General features: G+C 72.9%; 25 protein-coding genes and 2 tRNA genes. 10 read left to right on the forward strand and 17 right to left on the reverse strand.

What is annotated here, in order from left to right:
• Positions 1-96 precede the first annotated feature (96 nt).
• Together IEZ07_RS12460 and sigJ (IEZ07_RS12465) are read right to left on the reverse strand one after the other, a co-directional pair.
• The gene (locus IEZ07_RS12460) at positions 97-1,293 is read right to left on the reverse strand and encodes an NAD(P)/FAD-dependent oxidoreductase (protein ID WP_191894888.1); all 1,197 of its coding nucleotides are present in this window, start codon (positions 1,291-1,293) and stop codon (positions 97-99) included.
• Positions 1,294-1,386: 93 nt separating this feature from the next.
• Positions 1,387-2,331: an RNA polymerase sigma factor SigJ gene (gene sigJ, locus IEZ07_RS12465; RefSeq protein WP_191894889.1), complete on the reverse strand. Its 945-nt coding sequence runs from the start codon at positions 2,329-2,331 to the stop codon at positions 1,387-1,389.
• Between the two features lie 226 nt (positions 2,332-2,557).
• Between sigJ (IEZ07_RS12465) and IEZ07_RS12470 the strand changes: the two genes are divergently transcribed.
• Positions 2,558-3,124 (forward strand): hypothetical protein, encoded by a 567-nt coding sequence (locus IEZ07_RS12470; protein ID WP_191894890.1) that lies wholly within the window; start codon positions 2,558-2,560, stop codon positions 3,122-3,124.
• A 373-nt stretch (positions 3,125-3,497) separates the two neighbouring features.
• On the opposite strand, the gene IEZ07_RS12475 is transcribed toward IEZ07_RS12470, so the two are convergent.
• Positions 3,498-3,570: transfer RNA gene (locus tag IEZ07_RS12475), tRNA-Ala, on the reverse strand.
• 117 nt (positions 3,571-3,687) lie between these two features.
• Here IEZ07_RS12475 and sigJ (IEZ07_RS12480) point away from each other — a divergent pair.
• Positions 3,688-4,602 (forward strand): RNA polymerase sigma factor SigJ, encoded by a 915-nt coding sequence (sigJ, locus tag IEZ07_RS12480; RefSeq protein ID WP_191894891.1) that lies wholly within the window; start codon positions 3,688-3,690, stop codon positions 4,600-4,602.
• Between the two features lie 161 nt (positions 4,603-4,763).
• On the opposite strand, the gene IEZ07_RS12485 is transcribed toward sigJ (IEZ07_RS12480), so the two are convergent.
• The gene (locus IEZ07_RS12485) at positions 4,764-5,168 is read right to left on the reverse strand and encodes an EF-Tu C-terminal domain-related protein (protein WP_239319781.1); all 405 of its coding nucleotides are present in this window, start codon (positions 5,166-5,168) and stop codon (positions 4,764-4,766) included.
• 80 nt (positions 5,169-5,248) lie between these two features.
• Between IEZ07_RS12485 and IEZ07_RS12490 the strand changes: the two genes are divergently transcribed.
• On the forward strand, positions 5,249-6,412 hold the full coding sequence (locus IEZ07_RS12490; protein WP_191894892.1) for a phytoene desaturase family protein: 1,164 nt from the start codon (positions 5,249-5,251) through the stop codon (positions 6,410-6,412).
• A gap of 218 nt (positions 6,413-6,630) precedes the next feature.
• Here the strand turns inward: IEZ07_RS12490 and IEZ07_RS12495 are convergent, their stop codons facing one another.
• The 4 genes from IEZ07_RS12495 to IEZ07_RS12510 form a co-directional block, all read right to left on the reverse strand.
• Positions 6,631-7,860 (reverse strand): CynX/NimT family MFS transporter, encoded by a 1,230-nt coding sequence (locus IEZ07_RS12495; RefSeq protein ID WP_191894893.1) that lies wholly within the window; start codon positions 7,858-7,860, stop codon positions 6,631-6,633.
• Positions 7,861-8,060: 200 nt separating this feature from the next.
• Positions 8,061-8,582, reverse strand: a complete 522-nt coding sequence (locus IEZ07_RS12500; RefSeq protein ID WP_231647448.1) for an SRPBCC family protein — start codon at positions 8,580-8,582, stop codon at positions 8,061-8,063.
• Positions 8,583-8,642: 60 nt separating this feature from the next.
• Entirely contained in the window at positions 8,643-9,071 is a 429-nt protein-coding gene (locus IEZ07_RS12505; protein ID WP_230881917.1) for a hypothetical protein, read from the reverse strand.
• Positions 9,068-9,430 carry a hypothetical protein gene (locus tag IEZ07_RS12510; protein WP_191894894.1) on the reverse strand — a complete coding sequence of 121 codons (363 nt, stop codon included), beginning with the start codon at positions 9,428-9,430 and terminating at the stop codon, positions 9,068-9,070. Before IEZ07_RS12510 ends, IEZ07_RS12505 begins: the two co-directional genes overlap by 4 nt.
• Before the next feature lie 87 nt (positions 9,431-9,517).
• On the opposite strand from IEZ07_RS12510, the gene IEZ07_RS12515 reads away from it, so the two are divergent.
• A complete protein-coding gene (locus tag IEZ07_RS12515; protein ID WP_191894944.1) occupies positions 9,518-10,015 on the forward strand; it encodes a 2-thiouracil desulfurase family protein in 498 nt (165 codons plus the stop codon).
• A gap of 163 nt (positions 10,016-10,178) precedes the next feature.
• Here the strand turns inward: IEZ07_RS12515 and IEZ07_RS12520 are convergent, their stop codons facing one another.
• Positions 10,179-10,358, reverse strand: coding sequence for a hypothetical protein (locus IEZ07_RS12520; RefSeq protein WP_191894895.1), 180 nt, complete (start codon positions 10,356-10,358; stop codon positions 10,179-10,181).
• On the opposite strand from IEZ07_RS12520, the gene IEZ07_RS12525 reads away from it, so the two are divergent.
• From IEZ07_RS12525 to IEZ07_RS12535, 3 genes are read left to right on the forward strand one after another with little or no spacing between them, the layout of a single operon-like run.
• Positions 10,345-10,872, forward strand: coding sequence for a hypothetical protein (locus IEZ07_RS12525; RefSeq protein WP_191894896.1), 528 nt, complete (start codon positions 10,345-10,347; stop codon positions 10,870-10,872). The two genes, IEZ07_RS12520 and IEZ07_RS12525, sit on opposite strands and share 14 nt — an antisense overlap.
• Before the next feature lie 43 nt (positions 10,873-10,915).
• On the forward strand, positions 10,916-11,593 hold the full coding sequence (locus IEZ07_RS12530) for a response regulator transcription factor (RefSeq protein WP_068898867.1): 678 nt from the start codon (positions 10,916-10,918) through the stop codon (positions 11,591-11,593).
• Positions 11,590-12,930: a sensor histidine kinase gene (locus tag IEZ07_RS12535; protein WP_191894897.1), complete on the forward strand. Its 1,341-nt coding sequence runs from the start codon at positions 11,590-11,592 to the stop codon at positions 12,928-12,930. The genes IEZ07_RS12530 and IEZ07_RS12535 overlap by 4 nt, the downstream gene beginning before the upstream one ends.
• 117 nt (positions 12,931-13,047) lie before the next feature.
• Here the strand turns inward: IEZ07_RS12535 and IEZ07_RS12540 are convergent, their stop codons facing one another.
• The 4 genes from IEZ07_RS12540 to rsfS all read right to left on the reverse strand — a co-directional run bounded on the left by IEZ07_RS12540 (position 13,048) and on the right by rsfS (position 15,381).
• On the reverse strand, positions 13,048-13,821 hold the full coding sequence (locus tag IEZ07_RS12540; RefSeq protein WP_191894898.1) for a hypothetical protein: 774 nt from the start codon (positions 13,819-13,821) through the stop codon (positions 13,048-13,050).
• Between the two features lie 246 nt (positions 13,822-14,067).
• Positions 14,068-14,140: transfer RNA gene (locus tag IEZ07_RS12545), tRNA-Ala, on the reverse strand.
• 124 nt (positions 14,141-14,264) lie between these two features.
• On the reverse strand, positions 14,265-14,897 hold the full coding sequence (locus tag IEZ07_RS12550) for a histidine phosphatase family protein (protein WP_191894899.1): 633 nt from the start codon (positions 14,895-14,897) through the stop codon (positions 14,265-14,267).
• Positions 14,898-14,964: 67 nt separating this feature from the next.
• Positions 14,965-15,381: a ribosome silencing factor gene (gene rsfS / locus IEZ07_RS12555; RefSeq protein WP_068898876.1), complete on the reverse strand. Its 417-nt coding sequence runs from the start codon at positions 15,379-15,381 to the stop codon at positions 14,965-14,967.
• Between the two features lie 209 nt (positions 15,382-15,590).
• On the opposite strand from rsfS, the gene IEZ07_RS12560 reads away from it, so the two are divergent.
• Positions 15,591-16,190 carry a DUF4240 domain-containing protein gene (locus IEZ07_RS12560; RefSeq protein WP_191894900.1) on the forward strand — a complete coding sequence of 200 codons (600 nt, stop codon included), beginning with the start codon at positions 15,591-15,593 and terminating at the stop codon, positions 16,188-16,190.
• A 169-nt stretch (positions 16,191-16,359) separates the two neighbouring features.
• Here the strand turns inward: IEZ07_RS12560 and IEZ07_RS12565 are convergent, their stop codons facing one another.
• Together IEZ07_RS12565 and nadD are read right to left on the reverse strand one after the other, a co-directional pair.
• Positions 16,360-17,580 (reverse strand): hypothetical protein, encoded by a 1,221-nt coding sequence (locus IEZ07_RS12565; RefSeq protein WP_191894901.1) that lies wholly within the window; start codon positions 17,578-17,580, stop codon positions 16,360-16,362.
• 181 nt (positions 17,581-17,761) lie between these two features.
• Positions 17,762-18,382, reverse strand: a complete 621-nt coding sequence (nadD, locus tag IEZ07_RS12570) for a nicotinate-nucleotide adenylyltransferase (protein ID WP_191894902.1) — start codon at positions 18,380-18,382, stop codon at positions 17,762-17,764.
• 74 nt (positions 18,383-18,456) lie between these two features.
• Here nadD and IEZ07_RS12575 point away from each other — a divergent pair, with 74 nt between their 5' ends.
• On the forward strand, positions 18,457-19,482 hold the full coding sequence (locus tag IEZ07_RS12575) for a M48 family metallopeptidase (protein ID WP_191894903.1): 1,026 nt from the start codon (positions 18,457-18,459) through the stop codon (positions 19,480-19,482).
• Between the two features lie 110 nt (positions 19,483-19,592).
• On the forward strand, positions 19,593-20,363 hold the full coding sequence (locus tag IEZ07_RS12580; protein ID WP_191894904.1) for a neutral zinc metallopeptidase: 771 nt from the start codon (positions 19,593-19,595) through the stop codon (positions 20,361-20,363).
• A 40-nt stretch (positions 20,364-20,403) separates the two neighbouring features.
• Here IEZ07_RS12580 and IEZ07_RS12585 read toward each other — a convergent pair whose 3' ends face one another.
• Together IEZ07_RS12585 and IEZ07_RS12590 are read right to left on the reverse strand one after the other, a co-directional pair.
• Positions 20,404-22,077: a serine/threonine-protein kinase gene (locus IEZ07_RS12585; protein WP_191894905.1), complete on the reverse strand. Its 1,674-nt coding sequence runs from the start codon at positions 22,075-22,077 to the stop codon at positions 20,404-20,406.
• 116 nt (positions 22,078-22,193) lie between these two features.
• Positions 22,194-22,454 carry a hypothetical protein gene (locus tag IEZ07_RS12590; protein ID WP_191894906.1) on the reverse strand — a complete coding sequence of 87 codons (261 nt, stop codon included), beginning with the start codon at positions 22,452-22,454 and terminating at the stop codon, positions 22,194-22,196.
• Positions 22,455-22,568 lie beyond the last annotated feature (114 nt).

Here is a 22,568-nt window from a genome sequence, read left to right on the forward strand (position 1 = left end):
GAGGGCCGTGGGCGGCGAGGGCGACGAGGGCCGGATCGGGCGCGCGCCGGTACGGCACAGCGCCTGCCGCGCGGTCCGCACGCTTCGCTCCGTGCGCTACGCCGGCGCCTTGGCGGCCGAGCCCGCCGCGGCCCCCTCCCGCGTGACGCGGCGGCGCCGGGCCGGCAGCCCGAGCGTCGGGTTGGCGACGCCCCAGGCGGCCCCCTTGCAGACCAGTTCCTTGTAGGCGGCGGCGAGCCGCCCGGTCAGGGCCGCCCGCACGGCGCGGTCGTCGGCGGTGACGTACTGGATCAGACCCTCCTTCCGGCCCAGTGAGATGCACTGGTTGAAGTAGCGGATCGAGGCGGCCGGGGGCTTCCCGCCGGTCAGGCGCGCCGCGATCGCGTCGGCGGCCTGCCACGCGGCCGGGGTCCCCGAGGCGCACGACATCCGCAGCGGCTTGCCCCCGGGACCCGTCGCCATGGCCGCGTCTCCGACGGCGTACACGTCCGGGTGCGAGACCGAGCGCATGGTCCCGTCGACCACGATCTGACCGGTGCCGGTGACTTCCAGGGTGGTCGCCTTCGCGATCGGGTGGACCGCGAAGCCGGTGGTCCACACGGTGACATCGGCCGGGACGGTCCTGCCGTCGGCGGTGACGACGCGGTCGGCTTCGACGCCGGTGACCGCGGCGTGCTCGTGCACGGTGATCCCGAGCCTGCCGAAGACCTTCCGCAGGTGCTCGCGGCCCTTGGGCGAGAGCCAGTCGCCGAGGCCGCCGCGGGCGGCGAGGGCGACGCCGAGGTCCGGGCGGGCCTCGGCGATCTCGGCCGCGGCCTCCAGACCGGTGAGCCCGCCGCCGACGACGACCACGGTCCGCCCGGCGTCGAGGCCGGCCAGGCGCTCGCGCAGCCGGAGCGCTCCGGGGCGACCGGCGATCTCGTGGGCGTGCTCGGCGACCCCGGGGACGCCCTGGGTGTCCCAGCCGCTGCCGAGGGCGTAGACGAGCGTGTCATAGGCGAGCTCTCCGTCGCCGTCCGCGTCGGTGACGGAGACGGTCCTGCGGTCGGCGTCGATGCCGGTGACCTTCGCGAGCCTCGGTTCGACCCCGCTGCCCGCGAACATCTCACGCAGCGGCCGGGGCTTGAGGTCCTGGCCGACCGCCAGCTGGTGCATGCGGACGCGTTCCACGAAGTCGGGCTCGGCGTTGACGAGGGTGACGGTGACGTCCTCGCGGCGGAGCCGCTTGGCGAGACGGCCGGCGACGACGGCTCCGGTGTATCCGGCTCCGAGGACGACGATGCGGTGCTGCATTTCCTTGCTCCTGTCTTGCGGGGGTTCGCCACCTGAACCGGGCGGCCCGCCGTTTCCTGACAGGAACACGGTGTGAAGCACCTCACACCGCGATCAGAAGACGCTGAACAGGGGCTCCCCGTGGTCGGTGGCCGCCCAGTGCGCGGTCGCGCGCTCGAGCTTGTCGGGGTTGACCTGGTTGCGGAACGCGGCGATGCCCTCGGCGGTGACCTCCAGGCACATGATCCCGATGACCCGGCCGTCCACGACGGCCACCACGGCGGGGCCGCCGTTGGCGGTCCAGGCGTAGACCTCGGGCGTGCCGCCGGCCAGGGCGCGCTTGGCCTCGCCGGGTTTGAACAGGCCCCGCAGGAACTTCGCGACCGCGACGGCGCCCTCGAACGCCTTGGCACGGGCCGGGACCTTCCCGCCGCCGTCGGCGATCGACACGGCGTCCTCGGTGAGCAGGCGCACGAGCGGCTCGATCCGGCCGCTGGTGGCGGCCGCCAGGAACTCCTCGACGATCCGCCGGGCGGCGGCCCCGTCGATCTCGGTGCGGGTCCTGCCGTCCGCGAGGTGCTTCTTGGCCCGGTGCAGGATCTGCTGGCTGGCGGCCTCGGTGATGTCGAGGATCTCGGCGATCTCCCGGTGCGGGCAGTCGAAGGCCTCCCGCAGCACGTACACCGCCCGCTCGTTGGGGGAGAGGCGCTCCATGAGGGTGAGCACCGCGTACGAGACCGATTCGCGCTGCTCGGCGGTGTCGGCCGGGCCGAGCATCGGGTCCCCGGCGAACAGCGGCTCGGGGAGCCACTGGCCCACGTAGGTCTCACGGCGTGCCCGCGCGGAGGTGAGCTGGTTGAGGCACAGGTTGGTGAGGACCTTCGTCAACCAGGCCTCGGGAACCTCGATGCGGCCGACGTCTGCGGCCTGCCAGCGCAGGAACGTCTCCTGCACGGCGTCCTCGGCCTCTTCCGCGGAGCCCAGGAGGCGGTAGGCGATGGCCTCCAGACGCGGCCTGGAGGCCTCGAACCGGTCGACGTCGCTCGCGGTCAACGGCATGGCCCGATCCTAGAGCGCACGGCACGAATCGGCCGCCCTCGCGGCCGGCCCGTGACGCGCCCGCACACCGCCCGTGCACCTCTCCACGATCACCGCGCCCACTCCGTCCAGCGGCCGAGCACCGGCCCGAAGGCTGCGTGGGTTTCGTCGAGATTCCGTGCACTCCACGACTGCCGCACCGCGGTACTGCCATGATCTTGATGTCACCCCGTCGATGGGAGCCGCGATGTCTCCTCGCTCACTCGTGCTGTCGGCCGCCTCCCTCTGCACGGGCGGCCTCGCAGTCCTGGTGTACTTCCATGACTCCCACCTGGTGCTCTTGAGGGATCATCTGAACCATCCGTTCGCGCTCGGTGTGCTGGCCTGCCTCCTGATGGCGTGGGCCGCCGTCGGACTACGACGGATGTGGCTGCGCGTCGTGATCGTCGTCCTTGCCGGGCTGGGCGCGAGTGTCGCATTGTTCGGAGGGTGGGTCGCCCTCACGTTCGCCTCTACCCAGGAGGCCGGCTTCATCGACGGACCGGCCCCGTACAGGATCCGGCTCCAGAAGTCTCTGGCAGGTCTCGGTCCGGACACGGTGATGTGGCTCAGCGTCCGCCGGGACAGCGGGTTACTCAGCAGGGAGTGGGATCTCGGCTGCTTCAACGACGACGTCCCCGACGACGCCTTCGACTCGGTCAAGTGGACGGGACCGAGTTCGGTCGAGATCCGGGTGTCCGACGGGCGAACATTCCCCGTAACCCTGGATCCCGCCTCTGGCCGGCCCCGGACCACCGCCACCCTCAATTGTTGACAGCGGCCCCACGAGCACCGCATCTGGAGTATCAAGATCGGGCCGCCTCTGCGGCCGACGCCCTGCAGCGCGAGCATTACCTGCCGGCCGGGTGTCTCCACCCCGCCTGGGTGACCGGCTGCGCCTGGCGGACGTGGTCCTCGACGACACGGTCCTCAGCCGACCGCAGATCACGCATGCCTCTCGGCTGGTCTCTGAAGCGCTCGCAGTGACTGCACACCGCCGGTACCGCTTCTCGGCGACCGCCGCACCCGCCCGGACGAGCCCGCCGACGGCCGCACGGGCCCAGAAAACGAAGGGATCCCGCCCGATCGAGCCGATCGGACGGGATCCCGTCAACCACCTGCGGACCGTTTCGAGAACGGTCCCGAGGTGGAGCTATGGGGATTCGAACCCCAGACCTCCTCCATGCCATGGAGGCGCGCTACCAGCTGCGCCATAGCCCCTTGCGGTGCAGAGAAATACTAGCTCACTCCGGACCCGTCTCGCGCCACCGTTCCTCCCGGCGGAAGGGCCTTCCCGGCCGTGTCACGCGCGGGGGACCGTGATACGTCTGTGTACTCGTGACCGTCGAGCGCTTCGAGGAACACCGCGACCTGCTGACCGGGGTCGCCTACCGGATCCTAGGCACCGTCGCGGACGCCGAGGACGTCGTGCAGGAGGCATGGCTGCGCTGGTCCGGCGCGGACACCGCGGCGGTCGAGAACGACCGGGCCTACCTGATCAGGGTGACCACCCGCCTGGCCGTCGACCGGCTCCGGCGGGCAAAGGCCCGCAGGGAGTCCCATGTCGGGGAGTGGCTGCCCGAGCCGGTGGGCGCCGATCCGGCGGGCACCGTCCCGGACGTGGCCGAACGGGTCGCGCTGACCAACTCGGTGGAGTTGGCGCTGCTGGTGGTGCTGGAGACGTTGTCGCCGCTGGAGCGGGCGGTGTTCGTGCTCCGGGAGGCGTTCGGCCTGCCGTACGCGGAGATCGGCGAGGCGGTCGGCCGTACGGAGGCGACGGTGCGGCAGCTCGCGCGCCGGGCCAGGAAACACGTCGAGGAGCGGCGGCCGCGGTTCGACGTGGACCGGACGAGCCGCCGCCGGATCACCGAGCGGTTCATCGGCGCGTGCGTCGACGGTGACCTCGACGGGCTGATCGCGATGCTCTCCGACGACGTCACGCTGGTGGCCGACGGCGGCGGCCGGGCGAAGGCCCCGCTCCGGGCCCTCGTCGGCACCGGGAAGGTCGCCCGCTTCCTCACCGCGATCGCCACCGAGGCGGGCGCCCGGCGGTTCGCCGAGTCCCTGGGCGTCGTGGCGCCGGAGGGTTACGCGGTGGAGTTCACCGACGTGAACGGCGCCCCGGCGGCCGTGGTGACCGCCGGGGCGCGGCCCATCTCCGTGTTCTCCCTGGTCGTCCTGGACGGCCTGGTCCGGACGGTCTACCTCGTCGCCGACCCGGAGAAGCTGACCCGCCTCGCCTCCCCGGCCTGACGCCGCTCCGGCGGCCCGCCCCGGAGAGCGGGGCACCGGGGCGTACCGCCGGCGAGCGCCGTTCTCCGGCTCGCACGAGCCGGAGAACGGGCCGGAGAACAGACCCCGAGCACAGGCCCGGGAGCAGACCCAGGAACAGACCCGGAGAACAGCGCGAACCCTCAGTCGAGCACGGCGAGGACCGTTCCCGCGCCCACCGTCCGACCGCCCTCGCGGATCGCGAAGCCCAGCCCCGCCTCCAGGGCGACCGGCCGACCGAGCTCGACCGCCGCCTCGACGGTCTCCCCGGGCTGCGCGCTCCCGCTCCCGCCCAGCTCCAGCCGGCCCGGCACGTCCGTCGTGCGGAGGTAGAACTGCGGCCGGTAACCGGTCGCGACCGCCGTGCCGCGTCCGCCGTCCGCCGCCGGCAGCAGGTGGATCCTGGCGGTGAAGCGCCGGTGAGCCGTCTGGCCGCCGACGGCGGCCAGCACCTGGCCGCGCCGTACCTGCTCGCGGCGGACCCCGCGCACCCGCAGCAGCCTCTCGACGGAGGCCGTCCACTCCGGGTCGCCCTCCAGCGTCCGCAAACGGTTTCCCGGCCCCCGGGACCGCCGGGGCGGCGTCCCCGCCGTGTCACGAACACGCCCGCCCGCCGCGTCGTGAGGGCATGACCACAGAGATCACCATCATCGGCGGCGGGCTCGCGGGGCTCACCGCGGCCATCGCCTGCGCCGAGGGCGGCGCGCGCGTCACCCTCCACGAGGCCCACCGGTCCCTGGGCGGGCGGGCCCGCTCCTCCGCGGCGCCGTACGTCGCCAACGACGGCCCGCACGTCTTCTACTCCGACGGCGAGCCGTGGCGCTGGATGGCGGCCCGCGGGCTGGTCCAGCCGTTCCGCAGGCCCACGCTCGGCGAGCTCGCCCGCTCGCGTTTCCGGTACGGCGGCCGCCTCGCCCTGACGCCGCCCTGGCCCCTGGTGAGCGCGCTGACCAAGCGCAGGATCGCCGCCCCGGTGGATCAGGACTTCCGCACCTGGGCCGCGGAGCGCTTCGGCGAGGAGGCGATGCGCACGGCCTGCGGCCTGGCCGGCGTCGCCACCTTCGACGCCGACCCGGGGCGGCTCTCGGCCGCCTTCGTCTGGGAGCGGCTGCTGCGGGTGAGCGCGCCGCAGTACCCCGCTCCCCGCTACGTCGTCGGCGGCTGGCGGAAGGTGATCGACCGGATGGCCGGCCGCGCACGCGACCTGGGCGTGCGGATCGAGACCGGTTCGCGGGTGGACCGCCTGCCGGGAGGCGGACCCGTGATCGTCGCCACCTCGCTGGACGCGGCCAGGGGTCTGCTCGGGGACGAGTCGCTGCGCTGGGAGAGCGGCCGGGCGGTCCTGCTCGATCTGGGACTCGTCCGGAGCCCCCGGGACGCCTTCGCCGTCTTCGACCTGGACGAGGGCGGGTTCGCCGAGCAGTACGGCCTCGCGGACCGCACGCTCGCCCCCGCGGGGCACACGCTCGCTCAGCTGGAGATGCCGCTCCGGCCCGGCGAGACGAGAGCCCAGGCCGTCGGCAGGCTGGAGCGCCTGGCCGACCTGGCCCTGCCGGGCTGGCCGGAGCGGGCGACCTGGCGGCGGGAGTCCGTCTGCAACGCCCGCACCGGTGCCCTGGACCTGCCCGGGTCCTCCTGGCGGGACCGGCCCGCGATCGACCGGGGGGACGGCGTCTGGCTGGCGGGCGACTCGGTCGCGGCCCCCGGCATGCTCAGCGAGGTCTCCACGCACAGCGCCCTGGCCGCCGCGCGGGCCGCGCTGCGGGCGGCCGGGGCGCGGGTCGCGGCCTGACCTCCCGCGCCGGGCCCGCGTACCGTCCGTGCCGTCCGCAGTGCCGGACCCGTGCACCGTCCGTGCCATCCGCCGGCCCGGGGCCGTGGAAGCGATGCCGTCCGTCGCCCCGAGGACGTGGAAGCGATGCCGGCCGCGGTGCCGGGACCGCCGGAGACGATGCCGGCCGCGGCCTGCGCCGCCCCCGAGGAGGCGCAGGCCGCGGCCGGGCGGGAGCGTCAGCGGGCCTGGACCCGCTCGTCCTCCAGGTAGCGGGCGCGGCCGGCGTACCAGCCGGCGGCGAGCTGCACGGTGACCACCGCGAGCAGGAGCAGGAAGGTGAGCGTCCAGCCTCCGGTCGCCTCGTGCATCACGCCGACGACCAAGGGGCCCGCACCCGCGATGAGGTATCCGGTGCTCTGTCCGAAGGCGGACAGAGCGGCGGTGGCCTCGGGGGTGCGCGTGCGCAGGGCGAGCATGGTCAGCGCGAGCGGGAAGGATCCCATCCCGATGCCGACCAGGACCGCGAAGACCCAGGCCAGAGCGACCGGGGCCAGCCAGAGGCCGAGGAAGCCCACCAGGTAGAAGGCGACGAACGCCGCCACCGCCGGCCGCTGGTCGGCGAACCTGGAGGCGACCGAGGGCGTGATCATCGAGACCGGGATGCCGATCGCGGTGAAGACGCCCAGCACCAGCCCGGCCTGCCCCGAGGTGTAGCCGCCGTCGACGAGGATCTGGGGCAGGAAGCCGAACATGATGTAGGCCACCATGCTCTGGGTGCCGAAATAGGCGGTGACGGACCAGGCCAGCCTGCTGCGGAGCAGCGTCCGCAGGCCGAGGCGGCCGGTGCCCTCGCCCTTGTCCGGCTCGCTGCGCAGCAGCACGAGCCAGGGAAGGGCGGCGACGGCGGCCAGCGCGCCCCACACGCCGAGCGCCAGATGCCAGTTGCCGTCGGCGGCCCGCTCGATCGGCACGGTCGCCGCGGCGGCGAGCATGGTGCCGACCGCGAGCGCGGTGGTGTAGACCGTGGTCATCGTCCCGGCCCTGCCGGGGAAATGGCGCTTGATCAGCGTGGGGATGAGGACGTTGCCCACCGCGCCGCCGGACAGCGCCAGCGCGCTGCTGAACAGGAAGAGTTCGGCGGAGCCCGCCATCGCGCGGATCACCAGGCCGGTTCCGAGCGCGAGGAGGGCGAGCAGCAGCAGCCGGTGCTCTCCGGTCCTGCGGGCCAGGGCCGGGGTCGCCGCCCCGACGGTGGCGAAGATGAGCACCGGGAGGGTGGTGAGCAGCCCGATGCCGGCGCCGGACATGCCGAGGCCGGCCGAGATCTCGTCCAGGACCGGCCCCACGCTGGTGACCGCGGTGCGCAGGTTCAGCGCGGCCAGGACGATCCCCAGCACGAGCAGCCAGGTCAGGGATCCTGCCGCTTCCCCTGTGCGGCGCCGGGTCTCCTGGGTGAGCACGCTCATGCGGTTTCGGTCCTCCCGACTCGGGCCGTAAATTCATGGGATGATTGGCTGACTCCAACTGTAACAGGACTGAAATTCGCATTTGTTCCTGACATTACGGATCCCCGGCAGATCCCTGACAACGTGGAAGCCCGGGCCCCTCTCTTCTGACAGAGAGGAACCCGGGCTCCTTCGCTCGGCTCAGAGACCCCCGGAGAGCCTCAGAGGCCCTGGCCCGGCGTGGTCGGCGGCAGGCCGCCGCCGAGCAGCGGGTCGGCGCCGCGGTCCTGCGGGCCCGGGACGTCCCCGCGCCACGCGCCGGTCTCGGCGCCGCGCGACTCGATGAACGCCTTGAAGCGTTCCAGGTCGCCCTTGACGCGGACCCGGACGATCTGGAGCCAGTCGCCGACCGTCTCGACGAAGCCCTCCGGGTCGTACTCCATCTGGAGCGTGACCCGGGTGGTGTCCGGGGCCACGTGGTGGAAGGTCACCACACCCGCCTGGTGCGGCCGCTCGACGGACTTCCAGGCCACCCGCTCGTCGGGGTGCTGCTCGGTGATCTCCGCCTCGAACTCGCGGCGGACGCCGGCGATCTCCACGATCCACGCCGTCCGGGTGTCGCTCAGCTGCTTGACCGACTCGACGCCTTCCATGAACTCGGGAAAGCTCTCGAACTGCGTCCACTGGTTGTACGCCGTGCGGATCGGCACGTTCACGTCGATGGACTGCTCGATCGTGCTCACAGTCTGCCTCCCTGTTTCGCGGTTGGGGAGGCTGGACTGCCCAGCCGGGCTGCGGGCTAACTACCTACGGCGGGAAAGCCAATAAAGTCCCAGGACAGGAAGGACTAACGGGATGAAAACGTAACCGCTCCCGAAACCTGACCAGACCGTTGCCTTCGGGAACGCCTCCGGGTCCACCAGGCTCAGCGTGCCCACGATCAGCACCCCGGCCAGCTCGATCCCGCACGCCACCAGCGCCAGGCGGCGCATCCCCCGGCCCAGGGCCACGGCCAGCAGGAGGTAGACCGCGGCGGCGAAGGCCGACAGCGTGTAGGCCAGCGGGGCCTCGCCGAACTGCCGTGAGATCTGCACCGCCGCCCGCGCTCCGGCGGCCAGCGCGAAGATCCCGTAGACCGCGACCAGCACCCGGCCCGGCCCGGCGCCCGTCGTGTGCCCGCCGTCCACCGGCCGGCCCTGCCCCGTCCGGCCCTGCTCTGCGCGCCCGGTCATCCCATCCCCTGCCAGATCTGCAGCATCCGCCCGACCATGCCGGGGATCGCGAAACCCGCGACCGCGATCACGGCGGGACCCCAGCGGGAGCGCTCGCCCACCCCCCAGAACGCGGCGACCGGAGGGATCACCACGGTGCCCGCCGTGTAGCCGATCAGCGTGGCGGTGTCGGCCGGGCCCTCTCCCCCGACCAGCGCGGCGACCACGAATCCCGCCTGGACGAGCAGGCCGATCTCGAGCACGCCCAACGCGACGAGGAGTACGGTGCCCATCGACTTGTTCAGCGCGGTCGTCAGCAGGCTCACCAGCGCGATCACCAGCGCGAACACGATCAGACCGGTGGCGAGCGGCCCGATCATCGGGACACCCTGAGGTTTGCGGACATGGCAGACAGGGTACTGCCCGCCCGTCCCGCCCTCCGATCCGAGGCGCGTACGCTGGAGGGCGTGGAGATGATCCTGGTCAGCGCCTGCCTGATGGGACGGAAGGTCCGCTACGACGGAGCCGCCAAGACGAGCGGCGACGCCGTGCTGGCCCGCTGGCGGCAGGAAGGCCGGCTCGTCCCGTTCTGCCCCGAGGTCTCCGGCGGGCTGCCCGTCCCCCGTCCCGCCGCGGAGATCTCCGGCGGCGCCGGAGGGGCGGCCGTGCTCGCGGGCGCCGCCAGGGTCCTGGCCGCCGACGGCACGGACGTCACCGGGGAGTTCCTGGCGGGGGCCCGCGCCGCGCTGGCCGCCGCGAGGTCCGCGGGCGCCCGGATCGCGATCCTGAAGGAGGGCAGTCCCTCCTGCGGAAGCCTGACCGTCTACGACGGCACCTTCCGCGGCCGCCTGCTGCCGGGCCGGGGCGTCACCACCGCCCTGCTGGAGGAGCACGGCGTGGCGGTCTTCGGCGAGGATCGCATCGCCGAGGCCGACGTACGGCTCCGCGAACTCGAAGGACCGTGATCTCCCGGCGGTGACATACGGCTCCGCCGGGCGCGAAGGGCTGTGGTCTCCCGGCGGCGAGGCCTCCGTGACCTCTCGCCCCGCGTCTCCGGGGCGCGCTCCCGGTCCGCCGCCCGGGGCGACCCCGCAGGGTGATCCGGCCGCGTTCTTCGGAGGCGGCGGATCAGAACTCCCAGACGTCGGTGCGGTTCTCGTGCCCGATGCAGAAGGCCGACGAGCCGTGCGCCCCCTGGATCAGGTCCACCCGGATCCATCCGTCGGCCTGGGAGACCTTCGTCTCGTAGCCCGCGTTGGGCGCGGCGGAGACCAGCCGGCAGAGGCCGTTCTCGATGACGAACGACACCGAGCCGCCCTTCACGTTCACCACCCGCACGTTCGCGTCCGGCGCCGCCTTGGCCTCGGGAGCCTTCGACGCCGAGGCCCTGGGCGCCGACGAGGTCCGGGTGGCCGTGGGCTCGGGGGCCGGGTCCGGCCGGGTCCGGGGGCTGCCGGAGCTGGTCGGCCTGCTCGGCGGGCGGGTCGCCGGCGGGGCGGAACCGGTGGCCCGGCTCACCGGCGCGGCGGTGCCCGTCGGCGCGGGGGTGGCCGGGGGCCGGGTCCGGGCGTGCTTCTCCGGCGCCTCGGAGCGCGCGGTCGCGATCGGGGTGCCCACGCCCGCGGTCGGCTCGGCGGGCGCCCCGACGGGGAGCGCCGCCGCCCCGGTCCGTCCGTTCACGGCACTGAGCGGCTCGATCCTCATGTCGTCGACGACCTCGCTGCGCAGCACGTCGCGGACACCGAACCAGGCGACCCACGTCGCCAGCACGGTGGCGCCGAGCCACACCGCGATGAATCCCAAGCTCTGCCGCATGCGGTGAATTATTACCCTAGATGCCTGTTTGTTCACTACGGTTACGCCCCATGGCGACCGTTCTCGTGGTGGAAGACGACGAGTACGTACGCTCCGCGATCATTCAGGAACTGAGCAGGCGCCGGCACGCCGTGCGCAGCGCGGGGCGTGCTCTCGACGCGTTGCGGGAGATCACCCAGCATCCCCCGGACGCGGTGATCCTCGACCTCGGCCTGCCCGATCTGGACGGGTCGGAGGCGCTGAAGATGGTGCGCAGCGTCTCCAGCGTCCCGGTGATCGTGGCCACCGCCCGGGACGACGAGGCCGAGATCGTCCGCCTGCTGCAGGCCGGGGCGGACGACTACCTGGTCAAGCCGTTCTCCGGGGACCACCTGAACGCCCGGCTGGAGGCGGTCCTGCGGCGCGCGCGGCCCGCCGGGCCGTCGAAGGTGGTCCGCGCGGGAGGACTCGCCGTGGACCTGGACCGCAGGGAGGCCACCGTGGACGGCGTGCCGCTCACGCTGACCCGCCGGGAGTTCGACCTGCTGGCCTACCTCGCGGCCCGGGCCGACCGGGTCGTCTCCCGCAAGGAGCTGCTCGCCGAGGTGTGGCAGCAGTCCTACGGCGACGACCAGACCATCGACGTCCACCTGTCGTGGCTGCGCCGCAAACTCGGCGAGAGCGCCTCCGCGCCCCGCTACCTGCACACCGTGCGCGGGGTCGGCGTCATGCTGGTCACACCCCGATGAGGCGGACCCTCGCCCTGCTCGCACTCGCCGGCGCCTCGATGATCGCCCTGGCCTTCCTCATCCCCTTGGGGATCATCGTCAAGGAGATCGCCCACACCAGGGCCATCTCCGAGGCCGAACGGCAGGCCTCGGCACTCGTCCCGGTACTGGCGATCACCCTCGACCCGAGCCGGCTTCCCCACGCCCTGGCCAGCAGCGGTGCCCGGGACCGCATAGCCGTACACCTGCCGGGCGGCGGCACGGTCGGCACCGTCCGCGCGCCCGCCGCGACCGTGGCCGCGGTCTCCCGGCTGACGAGGGCCGACACCGTCGAGACCGGCGCCGGTTACCTCCTGCTGCGCCCGGTCGCCCTGGACGGCGGGCGGACCGTGGTCGTCGAGGTATTCGTGCCCGCCGAGGAGCTGACCCGAGGCGTCGCCCAGTCGTGGGCGGTGCTGGCCGGGCTCGCCGTGGTGCTGGCCGCCGGCTCGGTGCTGGTCGCCGACCGGCTGGGCGTGCGCATGGTGCGGGCGGCCCGGCGGCTCGGCCGGGCCGCGAGCTCGCTGGGCGCCGGCGACCTCAGCGTCCGCATCCGGCCCGAGGGCCCGCCCGAACTCGTCACCGCGGCGGAGGCCTTCAACACCATGGCCGACCGGGTCGTGCAGCTGCTCGCCGCCGAACGCGAGATGGCCGCCGACCTGTCGCACCGGCTCCGCACCCCGCTGACCGCCCTGCGGCTCAGCCTCGACCACCTGGGCCCGGAGGCGGAGCAGAGCCGCCACTCCCTCAGCCGCCTGGAGTCCGAGGTCGACCAGATCATCGCGGCGGCCCGCGCCCCCTCCCGCGCCCCGGAAGCCGTCTCCTGCGACGCGGCCGAGGTGCTGCGCGAGCGGCTCACCTTCTGGTCCGCCCTCGCCGAGGACCAGCAGCGGCCGTGGGAACTGATCGGCGCGGACGCGCCCGTCCGCGTGCCGGTCCCGGCGGCCGAACTCAGCGCCGTCGTGGACGCCCTGCTCGGCAACGTCTTCCGGCACACTCCCCAGGGCACCGCCTTCACCGTGACCCTGCACCAGGGCTCCGGCACGGTGGGCGTGCTCATCGCCGACGCCGGACCGGGCATCCCCGACCCGACGGCGGCGTTGCGGCGCGGGGCCAGCGGCGCGGGCTCCACCGGGCTGGGCCTGGACATCGCCCGCCGGCTCGCGGAGTCCTCCGGGGGCGATCTGAGGATCGACGCCTCCTCCCTCGGCGGCGCCCGGGTCCAGCTCTGGTTCCGCACCGACACCCGCGACCGCACGCCCCGCACCACCCGGCGCCTGGTCGGCAGCCGCTGGTCCCGCCGGAACGCCGGTGTCTGACGACCCCGCGAAACGGCCCGGGAAAGGCCGCTCCACGCCTGCGGCGCCCGGCCCCCCGGAACCGGCCCTCACTCCGCGCCCTCCCCTCGGAACCGGCCCGGCCCCTGGAACCGGCCCTCACTCCGCCCCCTGCCGCACGATCAGCGCGAACTCCTCCCCCGCGGCCAGGCGCTCCAGCAGGCCGATCAGGGCGGCCCGCCCGCCGTTCGCGGCCAGCCATCGGTGCACCCGGCACGCCGATCTGGCGTAGACCTGATCGTCCGCACCGGCCGCGCGCAGCCACTCCACCGAGCTCGAAGGGGGAGCCCCCGCCGGGCCGACCCGGCACCGGTCCGGGGCCGTACCCGGCAGGAGATAGCGCGGATCGTCGGAGACCACGACGGCCAGTCCCTCGTTGAACCACTTCGGGATCCGGTCCGCTGCGGACCCGAGCCGGTCGCGGAGCTCGACGTGCGACAGCTCGTGGGAGACGATCACCGGATCGATGCCGCGCGGCGAGAGCATCACCGCGCGGTCGAGAATGGCGACGCCTCGCTCCCCGCCCCCGCCGATCCGGCGGTAGCAGCTCTCCGTCACGCAGACCAGAACCCGCGGCGAGCCCGTACGCCCCCCGTAGAAATCACGGACGCGCCGCTCCCCCGCAGCCACAGCCTCCGCCACCCGGCGGCGCCGCCCGGCCGGCAGGCCCGACTCGACGTAGAGCCCCGATTCCAGTTCCTCCAGTCCGTAGCAGCCCGGACAGGCGGTGGCGGCGACGGACGGGAAGGCCAGCACCACGCCGACGGCCACTGCGGCCGACAGCACGCCGGACCCGGCGATCAGCCATCTCCATCTCCGCCGCAGGAAGCGGCTGGCGGCCCGCAGCCCCGTCCGGCGTGGAAGCCGGTTCATCAGATCACCTCGGAGACGTGGTCGCGGTGCCGGCCGGGCCCCACCGCGTCGGCATCGGCGCACCGGCCGCGCCGTGAGGAGGCGGCGGCGCGAAGACCGGAGCGAGGACCTCATCCCGGTCCGGGAGACCGCACGAGCCCGCCGACGGCCGTACCGGCCGGGAAAACGACGAGATCCCGCCCGATCGAGCCGACCGGGCGGGATCTCACCGATGTTCTTCAGGGCACTTCGGGAACGACCCCGGAGTGGAGCTATGGGGATTCGAACCCCAGACCTCCTCCATGCCATGGAGGCGCGCTACCAGCTGCGCCATAGCCCCTGGTCACCGCTCCGAGTGCTCTCGTCGCGGCGCTCCGGAAGCATATAGGGACATCGTCCCGTTCACCTAATCGACGCCCGTACGGCTCGCGCCCGTCACCGGGGCGAGCCGTACGACCAGGCGATCAGGTCCGCGTGGCCTCGGGGCTGTCGTCGCTCTGGACCGGCTCGGGCAGGGTCCCGGCGTTGTGCTCCAGGAGGCGCCAGCCCTTGCGTCCCTCCTCCAGCACCGACCACGAGCAGTTGCCCAGGCCGCCCAGCGCCGGCCAGTGCTCCTGGGGCAGTCCCATCAGCTTGGCGACGCCGAGTCTGATCGCGGCTCCGTGGGAGACCACGACCAGCAGCCCGTCGGGCTCCAGCCGGGCGGCCCAGCGGCGGACCGCCGCCGAGACCCGTTCGGCGACGTCGGCGACGTCCTCTCCGCCCGGAGCCTCCCAGGCGGCGAACTCGCGGGGCCAGCCGGTGGAGATCTGCTCCCGGGTGAGCCCCTCCCACTCGCCGCCGCCGCGCTCGCGCAGGTCCTTGTCCACGGCCACGTCCAGGCCGGTGACCCCGCCCAGCGCCCTGGCGGTGTGCAGGGCGCGCTGGAGGTCGGAGGAGACGATCATGTCGGGGCGCAGGTAGGCGAGCAGCCCGGCCGCGCGGGCGGCCTGAGCCGCACCGGTCTCGTCCAGCGGGATGTCGGTGTGCCCCTGGAACCGCCGCTCGACGTTCCACAGTGTCTGGCCGTGCCTCAGGCACACGACACGGCGGCTCATGCGGCCCCCTGCCGGGAGGTGTGAGCCGCGGTGCGGCCGTGCTCGCCGGCGCTCGTGCGCCTCAGCCTCACAGAGCGTCCTCCGGCGCCGCCGGCCGGGCACGCTGCGCGGCGACCTGCGTCACGCTGTCCGGCAGGGCGATGGCGGGGCAGTCCTTCCAGAGGCGCTCGAGCGCGTAGAAGGTGCGGTCCTCCTCGTGCTGGACGTGCACGACGATGTCGATGAAGTCGAGGAGGACCCAGCGGCCCTCGCGCTCGCCCTCGCGGCGGACCGGCTTGACATCGGCCTCGACCCGCAGTCGCTCCTCGATCTCGTCGACGATGGCGCGGACCTGGCGGTCGTTGGTGGCGGAGCAGAGCAGGAACGCGTCGGTGATGACGAGCTGGTCGCTCACGTCATAGGCGAGGATGTCGTCGGCCAGTTTGTCCGCCGCCGCCTCGGCGGCGATCCTGACGAGCTGGACGGATCTGTCGGTTGCGGTCACGGTGTGGGTCAGTCCTCCGGTAGTCGGCGCTGTCACCCCTAAGGATGCCCGGCACGGCCCGCGGCGAAAGCGGGCAGTCAGTACAACGCCTATCGTGTGCCACCCGATTCCACACCGCAAACCGATTGCCGGGACAGCCGGAGCACGGACCCCGGCCGCCCGGTTCCGCCCGCACCGGCGGGAGAGCCCCGGTCGCTATGGTGACCAGGGTGGACATCGACACCTGGTGGGACATCATCGAGCGCGCGCGGAGATCCGCCGGTGGCCGGGCCGACGACCGGGACCCGCCCGACGACCCGATGGTGGAGATCCTGACCGACTCGCTCGCCGAGCTGGAACCCACCGAGATCATCGCGTTCGAGCGGATCTTCATCCAGGTCGCGGACTCCGCGTACCGCTGGCCGCTGTGGAACGCCGCCTACCTCGTCCAGGGCGGATGCGGTGACGACGGCTTCACCGACTTCCGCGCGGGGCTGATGCTACTGGGACGCACGACGTTCACCCGGGCCGTCGCCGACCCCGACTCGCTCGCGGAGCTTCCCGTGGTGGTGCGGATGAGCCGCGGCGAAGGCGGCTGGATCGGCTGCGAGGACGTCTCCTACGCGGCACAGCGGGCGTACGAACGCGTTCAGGGCGAATCGGAGTCGTTCGACGACGTGGCGGCGGCCGCGGTGGCCGCCATGGACCTCCTGGACCACCCCGCCGGAGAGGACTGGGACGTGGAAGACGACGACGAGACCCGCCGCCGCCTCCCCCGCCTGGCGGCCCTGTTCCTCGGCCCCGCGGACCGGCCCGCTCCGCCCCGGTGACCTCCCCCGCCCGGTGTCGGCGGCCGTGGACGGGCCCCGTCGCCGCTCACCGCGCCCGCGGCGGTCTCCTCGGCCGCCGCGGGCGCCGTCGGGAGTTCTCCGAAGCGGCGGCCACGGTCTCCGGCGGCCGAGAGGACGGAGACGGGGACGAGGGCGAGGGCTGGGACGCTCAGTCCCGGTCGTTCAGGACCGCCAGGTCAACGACGTTGCAGACGCCCGCCGTCCTCCACTGGAGATACCCGGCGTGGGAGATGCCCACCTCCTCCACCGCCCTCCCCGGGAGGCGCACCGCCGTACGCGTCCGTGCGTCGAGGAGCCAGCCGGTCCCGCCCTCGCGCCACACCGCGAAGCGCCCGTGCCGCGAGACGGCGACGCCCCTGGCACGCGGGCCGATACCTGCGGCGGTGCCGTCGCCGTACTCCAGGAGGTCCCGGTCCTCGTCCACCCGGACGATGTACGACGTCGGATCGGGAACGCCGCGTCTGGTGCCGTCTGGACCATAGCGGGCCGGCGAGCCGGTGAAATCACCCGGATCAGCTGAGTCCGGCGCCAGGACGGGGGATTTCGCGAGGAAGGCGTCGCCCTCCCAGGCGATGTCGTACAGTCCCCTCCGCCACAGCCGGGGGATCTCGTCGCCGGGGCCCATGCGGTAGACGCCCACGTCTCCCGCGTCGCCGGAGACGCACACGGAGAAGTAGAGATCTCCTCGATGGAAAACGAGGTCGACGGGATATGGCCAGCCCCTCCCGCAGTACCCCGCAGGACCGCCCCAGGTGTTCATCACCTCCCGGGTCAGGCCGGTGCGGAGGTCGGTGGCCTCGAGGATCCACCCGCCCGGCTCGTCGTTCCCGAGGAGCTTCACCACGCGTGTGCCGTGCGCCGCCGCGGCGGCGGTGTACGACTCGCGCTCCGTCGTGCGCTGCAGCAGCGCGCTGCGGCCGGTGGCGGGGTCGAAGAGGTCGACGTGGTCGAGGTACGGAAGGCGCCGGGAGGACTTGCGGACGATGAGCCGCCCGTCGGGCAGGGTGCCCACGACGTCACGGGCCATCATGTCTCCGGCGGGGATCCGCAGGACCCTGGCCCGGGGATGGGCCCGGGCGAATGGCGTCTCGGCCCTCCGGACGGGAGCCGGAGCGGGTGGGGGCGTCTCGGGCGGGACGCGATACTCCGGCAGATCGGCTTCGAAGGGGGAGGCCGACGGCGGTGCGGCGGCCTCGCAGGCGCAGACCCCCGTGATCAGCACGGCCGCCGTGATCACCGTCCTCATGCGGAAACGGCGCTCCACCCGCGCCCGTGCCGGGCCGGGATGTTCCCGGTCGTGGGCGCTCGGGATGCGGCCGACAGCGTCCGAGCCCTCGACGCCCTGCCCGGTCTGCCGTCCAGGAGCCACCCTGACACCTCCGATCGCGCTGCCCCGGCGCACACCGAAAACGTAGACGATCGTCACCGGGCGGACGGGACGGATGTCACTCCCGGTCTGCTTCTCCGGTTGCTTCGGATCCCCACGGCTCGCTTCCGCGGCGGATCACCTCCGGGCTCGCGCCCTGTCCGATGCGGAGCGAAAACCCCGCTCAGTCCTCCAGCCGCCGGTAGAGCCCGCGCTTGTTGATGTACTGCACGATGCCGTCCGGCACCAGGTACCAGATGGGCTCCCCCGAGGCGACCCGCTGCCTGCACTCCGACGACGAGATGGCCAGCGCCGGGATCTCCAGCAGGCTCACCCGCCCCTCGGGCAGGCCGGGATCGTGCAGGTGGTGGCCGGGCCGGGTCGCGCCGACGAAGTGCGCGATGGTGAACAGCTCGTCCACGTCGCGCCAGCTCAGTATCTGGGCGAGGGCGTCGGCCCCGGTGATGAAGTACAGCTCCGTGTCCGGGCCGTGGGCCTCGGAGATGTCCCGCAGGGTGTCGATGGTGAAGGTGGGACCCGGCCGGTCGATGTCCACCCTGCTCACGGAGAAGCGCGGGTTGGAGGCGGTCGCGATGACGGTCATCAGGTAGCGGTCCTCCGGTGCCGAGACGACCTGGTCCGCCTTCTGCCACGGCCGGCCGGTCGGCACGAAGACGACCTCGTCGAGATCGAAGTGATGGGCGACCTCGCTGGCGGCCACCAGGTGCCCGTGGTGGATCGGGTCGAAGGTCCCGCCCATCACGCCCAGACGGCGCTTTCCGTAGCCGGTGGGAGCGTTCATCATGAAATGGACCATACGCGTGAACCGCACAGAGCTTTTAACCAGCCCCCGCGCGTGCCACCCGGGGCCGACGTAGCATGCCGGACATGACCACCACCCCGGATCGCAACCGCGCGCAGCTTCCCGGCATCAGCTCCCGCGCCTACGAACATCCCGCCGACCGGTCCGCGCTGGTCGCCCTCCGATCGCTCAGCGGGTTCGACACGGTCCTCAAGCAGATGTCGGGACTGATCAGCGAGCGCCGCCTGCGCCTGATCTACCTCGCCTCCGCGGTGCGCACGAGCGACACCCAGTTCCGCGCCCTGCACGACATGGGCCGCGACGCCGCCTACGTGCTCGACCTCCACCGCATCCCGGAGGTCTACGTCCAGCAGAGCCCGCAGGTCCAGGCCAAGGCCATCGGCTTCGACGACCCGTTCATCGTCGTCACCACCGGCCTGCTCGACCTGATGGACGAAGAGGAGCAGCGCTTCGTCATCGGCCACGAGACCGCGCACATCCTCTCCGGTCACGCGGTCTACCGCACGATGCTGGACATCCTCACCCGGCTGGCCACCCGCGTGGCCTGGATCCCGCTCGGCTACATCGGCCTGCGCGCGATCGTGGCGGGCCTGGAGGAGTGGCACCGCAAGTCCGAGCTCTCCGCCGACCGCGGCGGCCTCCTCGTCGGCCAGGACCCCGACGCCGCCCTGCGGGCGCTGATGAAGCTCGCCGGCGGTTCGCGCCTGCACGAGATGAACATCGAGGCCTTCCTCGACCAGGCCCGCGAGTACGACACGGCGGGCGACGTCCGCGACGGCCTGCTGAAGGTCCTGAACCTGCTCGGCACGACCCACCCGTTCGCGGTCTCCCGCGTCGCCGAACTCGACAAGTGGCGCCGCAGCGGGGAGTACGACACGATCCTCGGCGGCACCTACCCCCGCCGCGCCGACGACTCCAGCGCCAAGATCTCCGAGGAGGTCAAGGCCGCCGCCCGGTCCTACCGCGAGTCGTGGTCGCAGTCCCAGGACCCGTTCATCGGCGTCCTGCGCGACGTGGCCGAGGGCGCGGTCAACGCCGGCGAGCGGATCTTCAACCGGTTCGCCCGCCGTGACGGCAACTGAGCCGTATCGTTTCCCTATCGTTCACGAAAGGCCCGGAGTTCACCTTCCGGGCCTTTCGCATAGGGAAACTGATTTGCACACAAAACGGACCTGCTTTACTGTTCGGCCCCATGAGAATCCGTATGATCGCCGCCCTGACCGGCGCGGCCGGTCTGCTCCTGACGGGTACGGCGCACGCCTACCCCGTCAAGGACGAGACACTGACGCAGAACGCCCTGTACGGCGCCGGTGCGCTCGCCGAGACGGAATGCGCCGAGAAATCCGTCGAGGACGGCGATCCCGCTTCGGCCAAGAAGTATCTGACCGGGGTGCTGAACTGTCTGAACGCCTCGTGGAAGACGCATCTCGAAGCGGCGGGCCTGCAGTTCACCAAGCCCGTCGTCAAGTTCTACACCAAGGCCCCCGCCCGGTTCTGCGGTCACAAGTTCGGCGACTCGGAAGCGTGGCACTGCCCTCAGTCGAGAACGATCGCCATCCGTCTCCACAAGAACCTGCTCCAGGACACGGGCGACCTTTACCTGCTCCACCTCATGAGCCAGATGTACGCCTACCACGTGCAGGAGCTCGTCGGAATCGGCGAGGCCTACCGGGCCGCTCCCTACAAGCACACCTCCGAGCTGAACGAACAGCACCGTCGGCACTCTCTGCAGATGGACTGCCTGGCGGGCGTGTTCATCAAGAGCGTGTGGTCCTCGCTGGAACGGCCGGTCTCCAACTGGAACCACCTGATGGGCATGGTGAAGGACACCGGCGACGTGAAGGGGAAGGCCCGCGTCTACGGCAAGGGCGCCAGCCGCGTCCACTGGTCCAAGCAGGGTTACGCCACCGGCGACCCCGCCTCCTGCAACACCTGGGCCGCCTCTCCGGCCAAGGTGAGCTAGGACAGTCCGGCCGGGACCGGTGCTCAACGGAGACCGGTCCTCAGAGCACCAGCGCGACCACACGCACGGCCGCCGTGCACACGGCGGCGAAACCGCCCAGCACGACCATCGCGCGCAGGCCCTCCCTGCGGAGTTCCGGCAGCCGGGAACCGGCCCGTTCCACCTCCCGGCCGGTGATCCATCCGCAGACCACGCCGAACACGACACCGGCGACGGCGACGGGGACCGGGGCGGGTTGCAGCCACCATTCCGGGGGCAGCGACCCGCCCATGGCCAGCCACAGGGTGAGCCCGGCCAGCCCCGCCGCGGGGGCGCCCGGCCAGACCGCGGCGGTCAGCAGCGACCCGGTGAGGGCCAGCGGGAAGCCGAGCACCCGCAGGGCCCTCCGGAGCCCGGCCGACCTGTGCCTCCTGACCAGCCAGTGCCCCGTCCAGACGGCGCGGGTCAGGACGACGAACACGGCGGTGACCGCGAAGGTGGCCGGCGGCCAGATCACCGAGGTCACGACGCAGGGGACCGCCAGCACCGCGAGGACGATCAGGGTCAGGTTCCCCGCGGGCAGCGGCCCCGCCGGAGAGCCCGCCACGGCCTCCGCCGCCACCGGAGAGCCGTCCGCCTGCCGTCCTCTGCCCGTCCCGGGAGCCGCCCGTTCCGCCACCGGGAGCCGGCGGCCCGCCTTCGCGTTCTCCCCCGTGGCCGAGCGCGCGCCGCGCGGCGCCCCGCCGTTCCTCAGCGCGGTCCTCATCCGGGACTCGGACCCCGCCGGAGCGGAACCGGCCCGCTCCGAGCCCGCCCGTTCCGGCCCCGCCTTCTCCTGGCCGCTCCGCTGCGCCCCCGGCTGCCGCCTGCTCTCCCGGCCAGGGCCGATCGCCCGCGCGGACGGCTCCGGAGCCCCCGCGGACGCGGGATCCGTGAAGGAGGCACGTGCCAGCCGGGACAGCCTGGCCGCGAGGAGGGCCGCCGTGGGCCGCTTGGCGGCCTCCCGGTGCAGGGCCGCGCGGATCAGCGGGAGAAGGGCCGCGGGAACACCGGCCAGGTCCGCCTGCCCGTTGAGGATGGCGTACATCTGCGCCTCGACCGTGCCCCGGCCGAAGGTGGGACGGCCGGTCGCGGCGAAGGCGACCGTCGCCGCCCAGGCGTGGACGTCGGCCGGCTCCCCGACCGGCTCGTCGGCGAACAGCTCGGGAGCGGCGTAGCCCGGAGTGCCGAGGAAGGTGCCGGTCATGGTGAGCCGGGTGGCGTCCAGCACCTGGGCGATGCCGAAGTCGATGAGCACCGGCTCGCCCGAAGCACTGAGCAGGACGTTGGCCGGCTTGAGGTCGCGGTGGACGACCCCCGCCGCGTGGATGATCGCCAGCGCCGTGGCCAAGCCGTGCGCCAGGCCGATCAGGTCGGCGCCCTCCAAAGGGCCGTCGCGCCGTACCCGGTCCAGCAGGGTGTCGCCCTCGATGTACTCCATGACCAGGTAGGGCCGGTCGCCCTCCAGGTCGGCGTCGAGCACCCGGGCGACGTAGGGGCTCTCCACCCGCCGGAGCGCGCGGACCTCACGCTCCAGGCGTATGCCGGCCTCCGAGTCGGCGTCCACCGTGTCATGGAGCATCTTGAGTGCGGCCTTCTCCCCACGCCGGGCCGTGGCGAGGTAGACCTCGCCCATGCCGCCCCTGCCGAGGCGATCCACCAGCGTGTACGGGCCGACGCGCCCGAGCCTGCCCACCCGCCCTCCACCCATAGGAGACCACACCATAGCGGGCGGGTACGACGAATCTCCGGCGACTCGCCGGAGCCGGAAGGATCAGCGTGCAGGGAGACCACGGCGGAGGAGAAGACGGCTCACGACCGGCCGGCGTACTCGCGCCGGTCCGCGGATCCGTGCCGCTCGGCGGACTCCCACCGGTCGTCGTGCTCCCCGCCGTCCCCGTCCCCCCGGTCGGGGACGAGCAGGCTCTCCAGCTCGGCCACCGGCCCGGCCGACAGGTCCAGACGGCCCTTCCGCCGCCAGTTCACGTGTCCCCGGCTCTCCAGGAACAGCATCAGACGATCGACGCCGAACAGCACGACGCCCACGAAGAGAATCCCGATCACGGTCTGCATGGAGGCCAATCCAACCACCCATGCCCACTGCGGAGCGCGGCGACACGTTCACACACCGCGACTTTCAGCGCCCTTCACCAGACCGTGAAGGAACCCGCGGAGCCCGGCCCCGGG

It is taken from the genome of Planomonospora parontospora (genome assembly GCA_014647935.1).
Lineage (GTDB): Bacteria > Actinomycetota > Actinomycetes > Streptosporangiales > Streptosporangiaceae > Planomonospora > Planomonospora parontospora.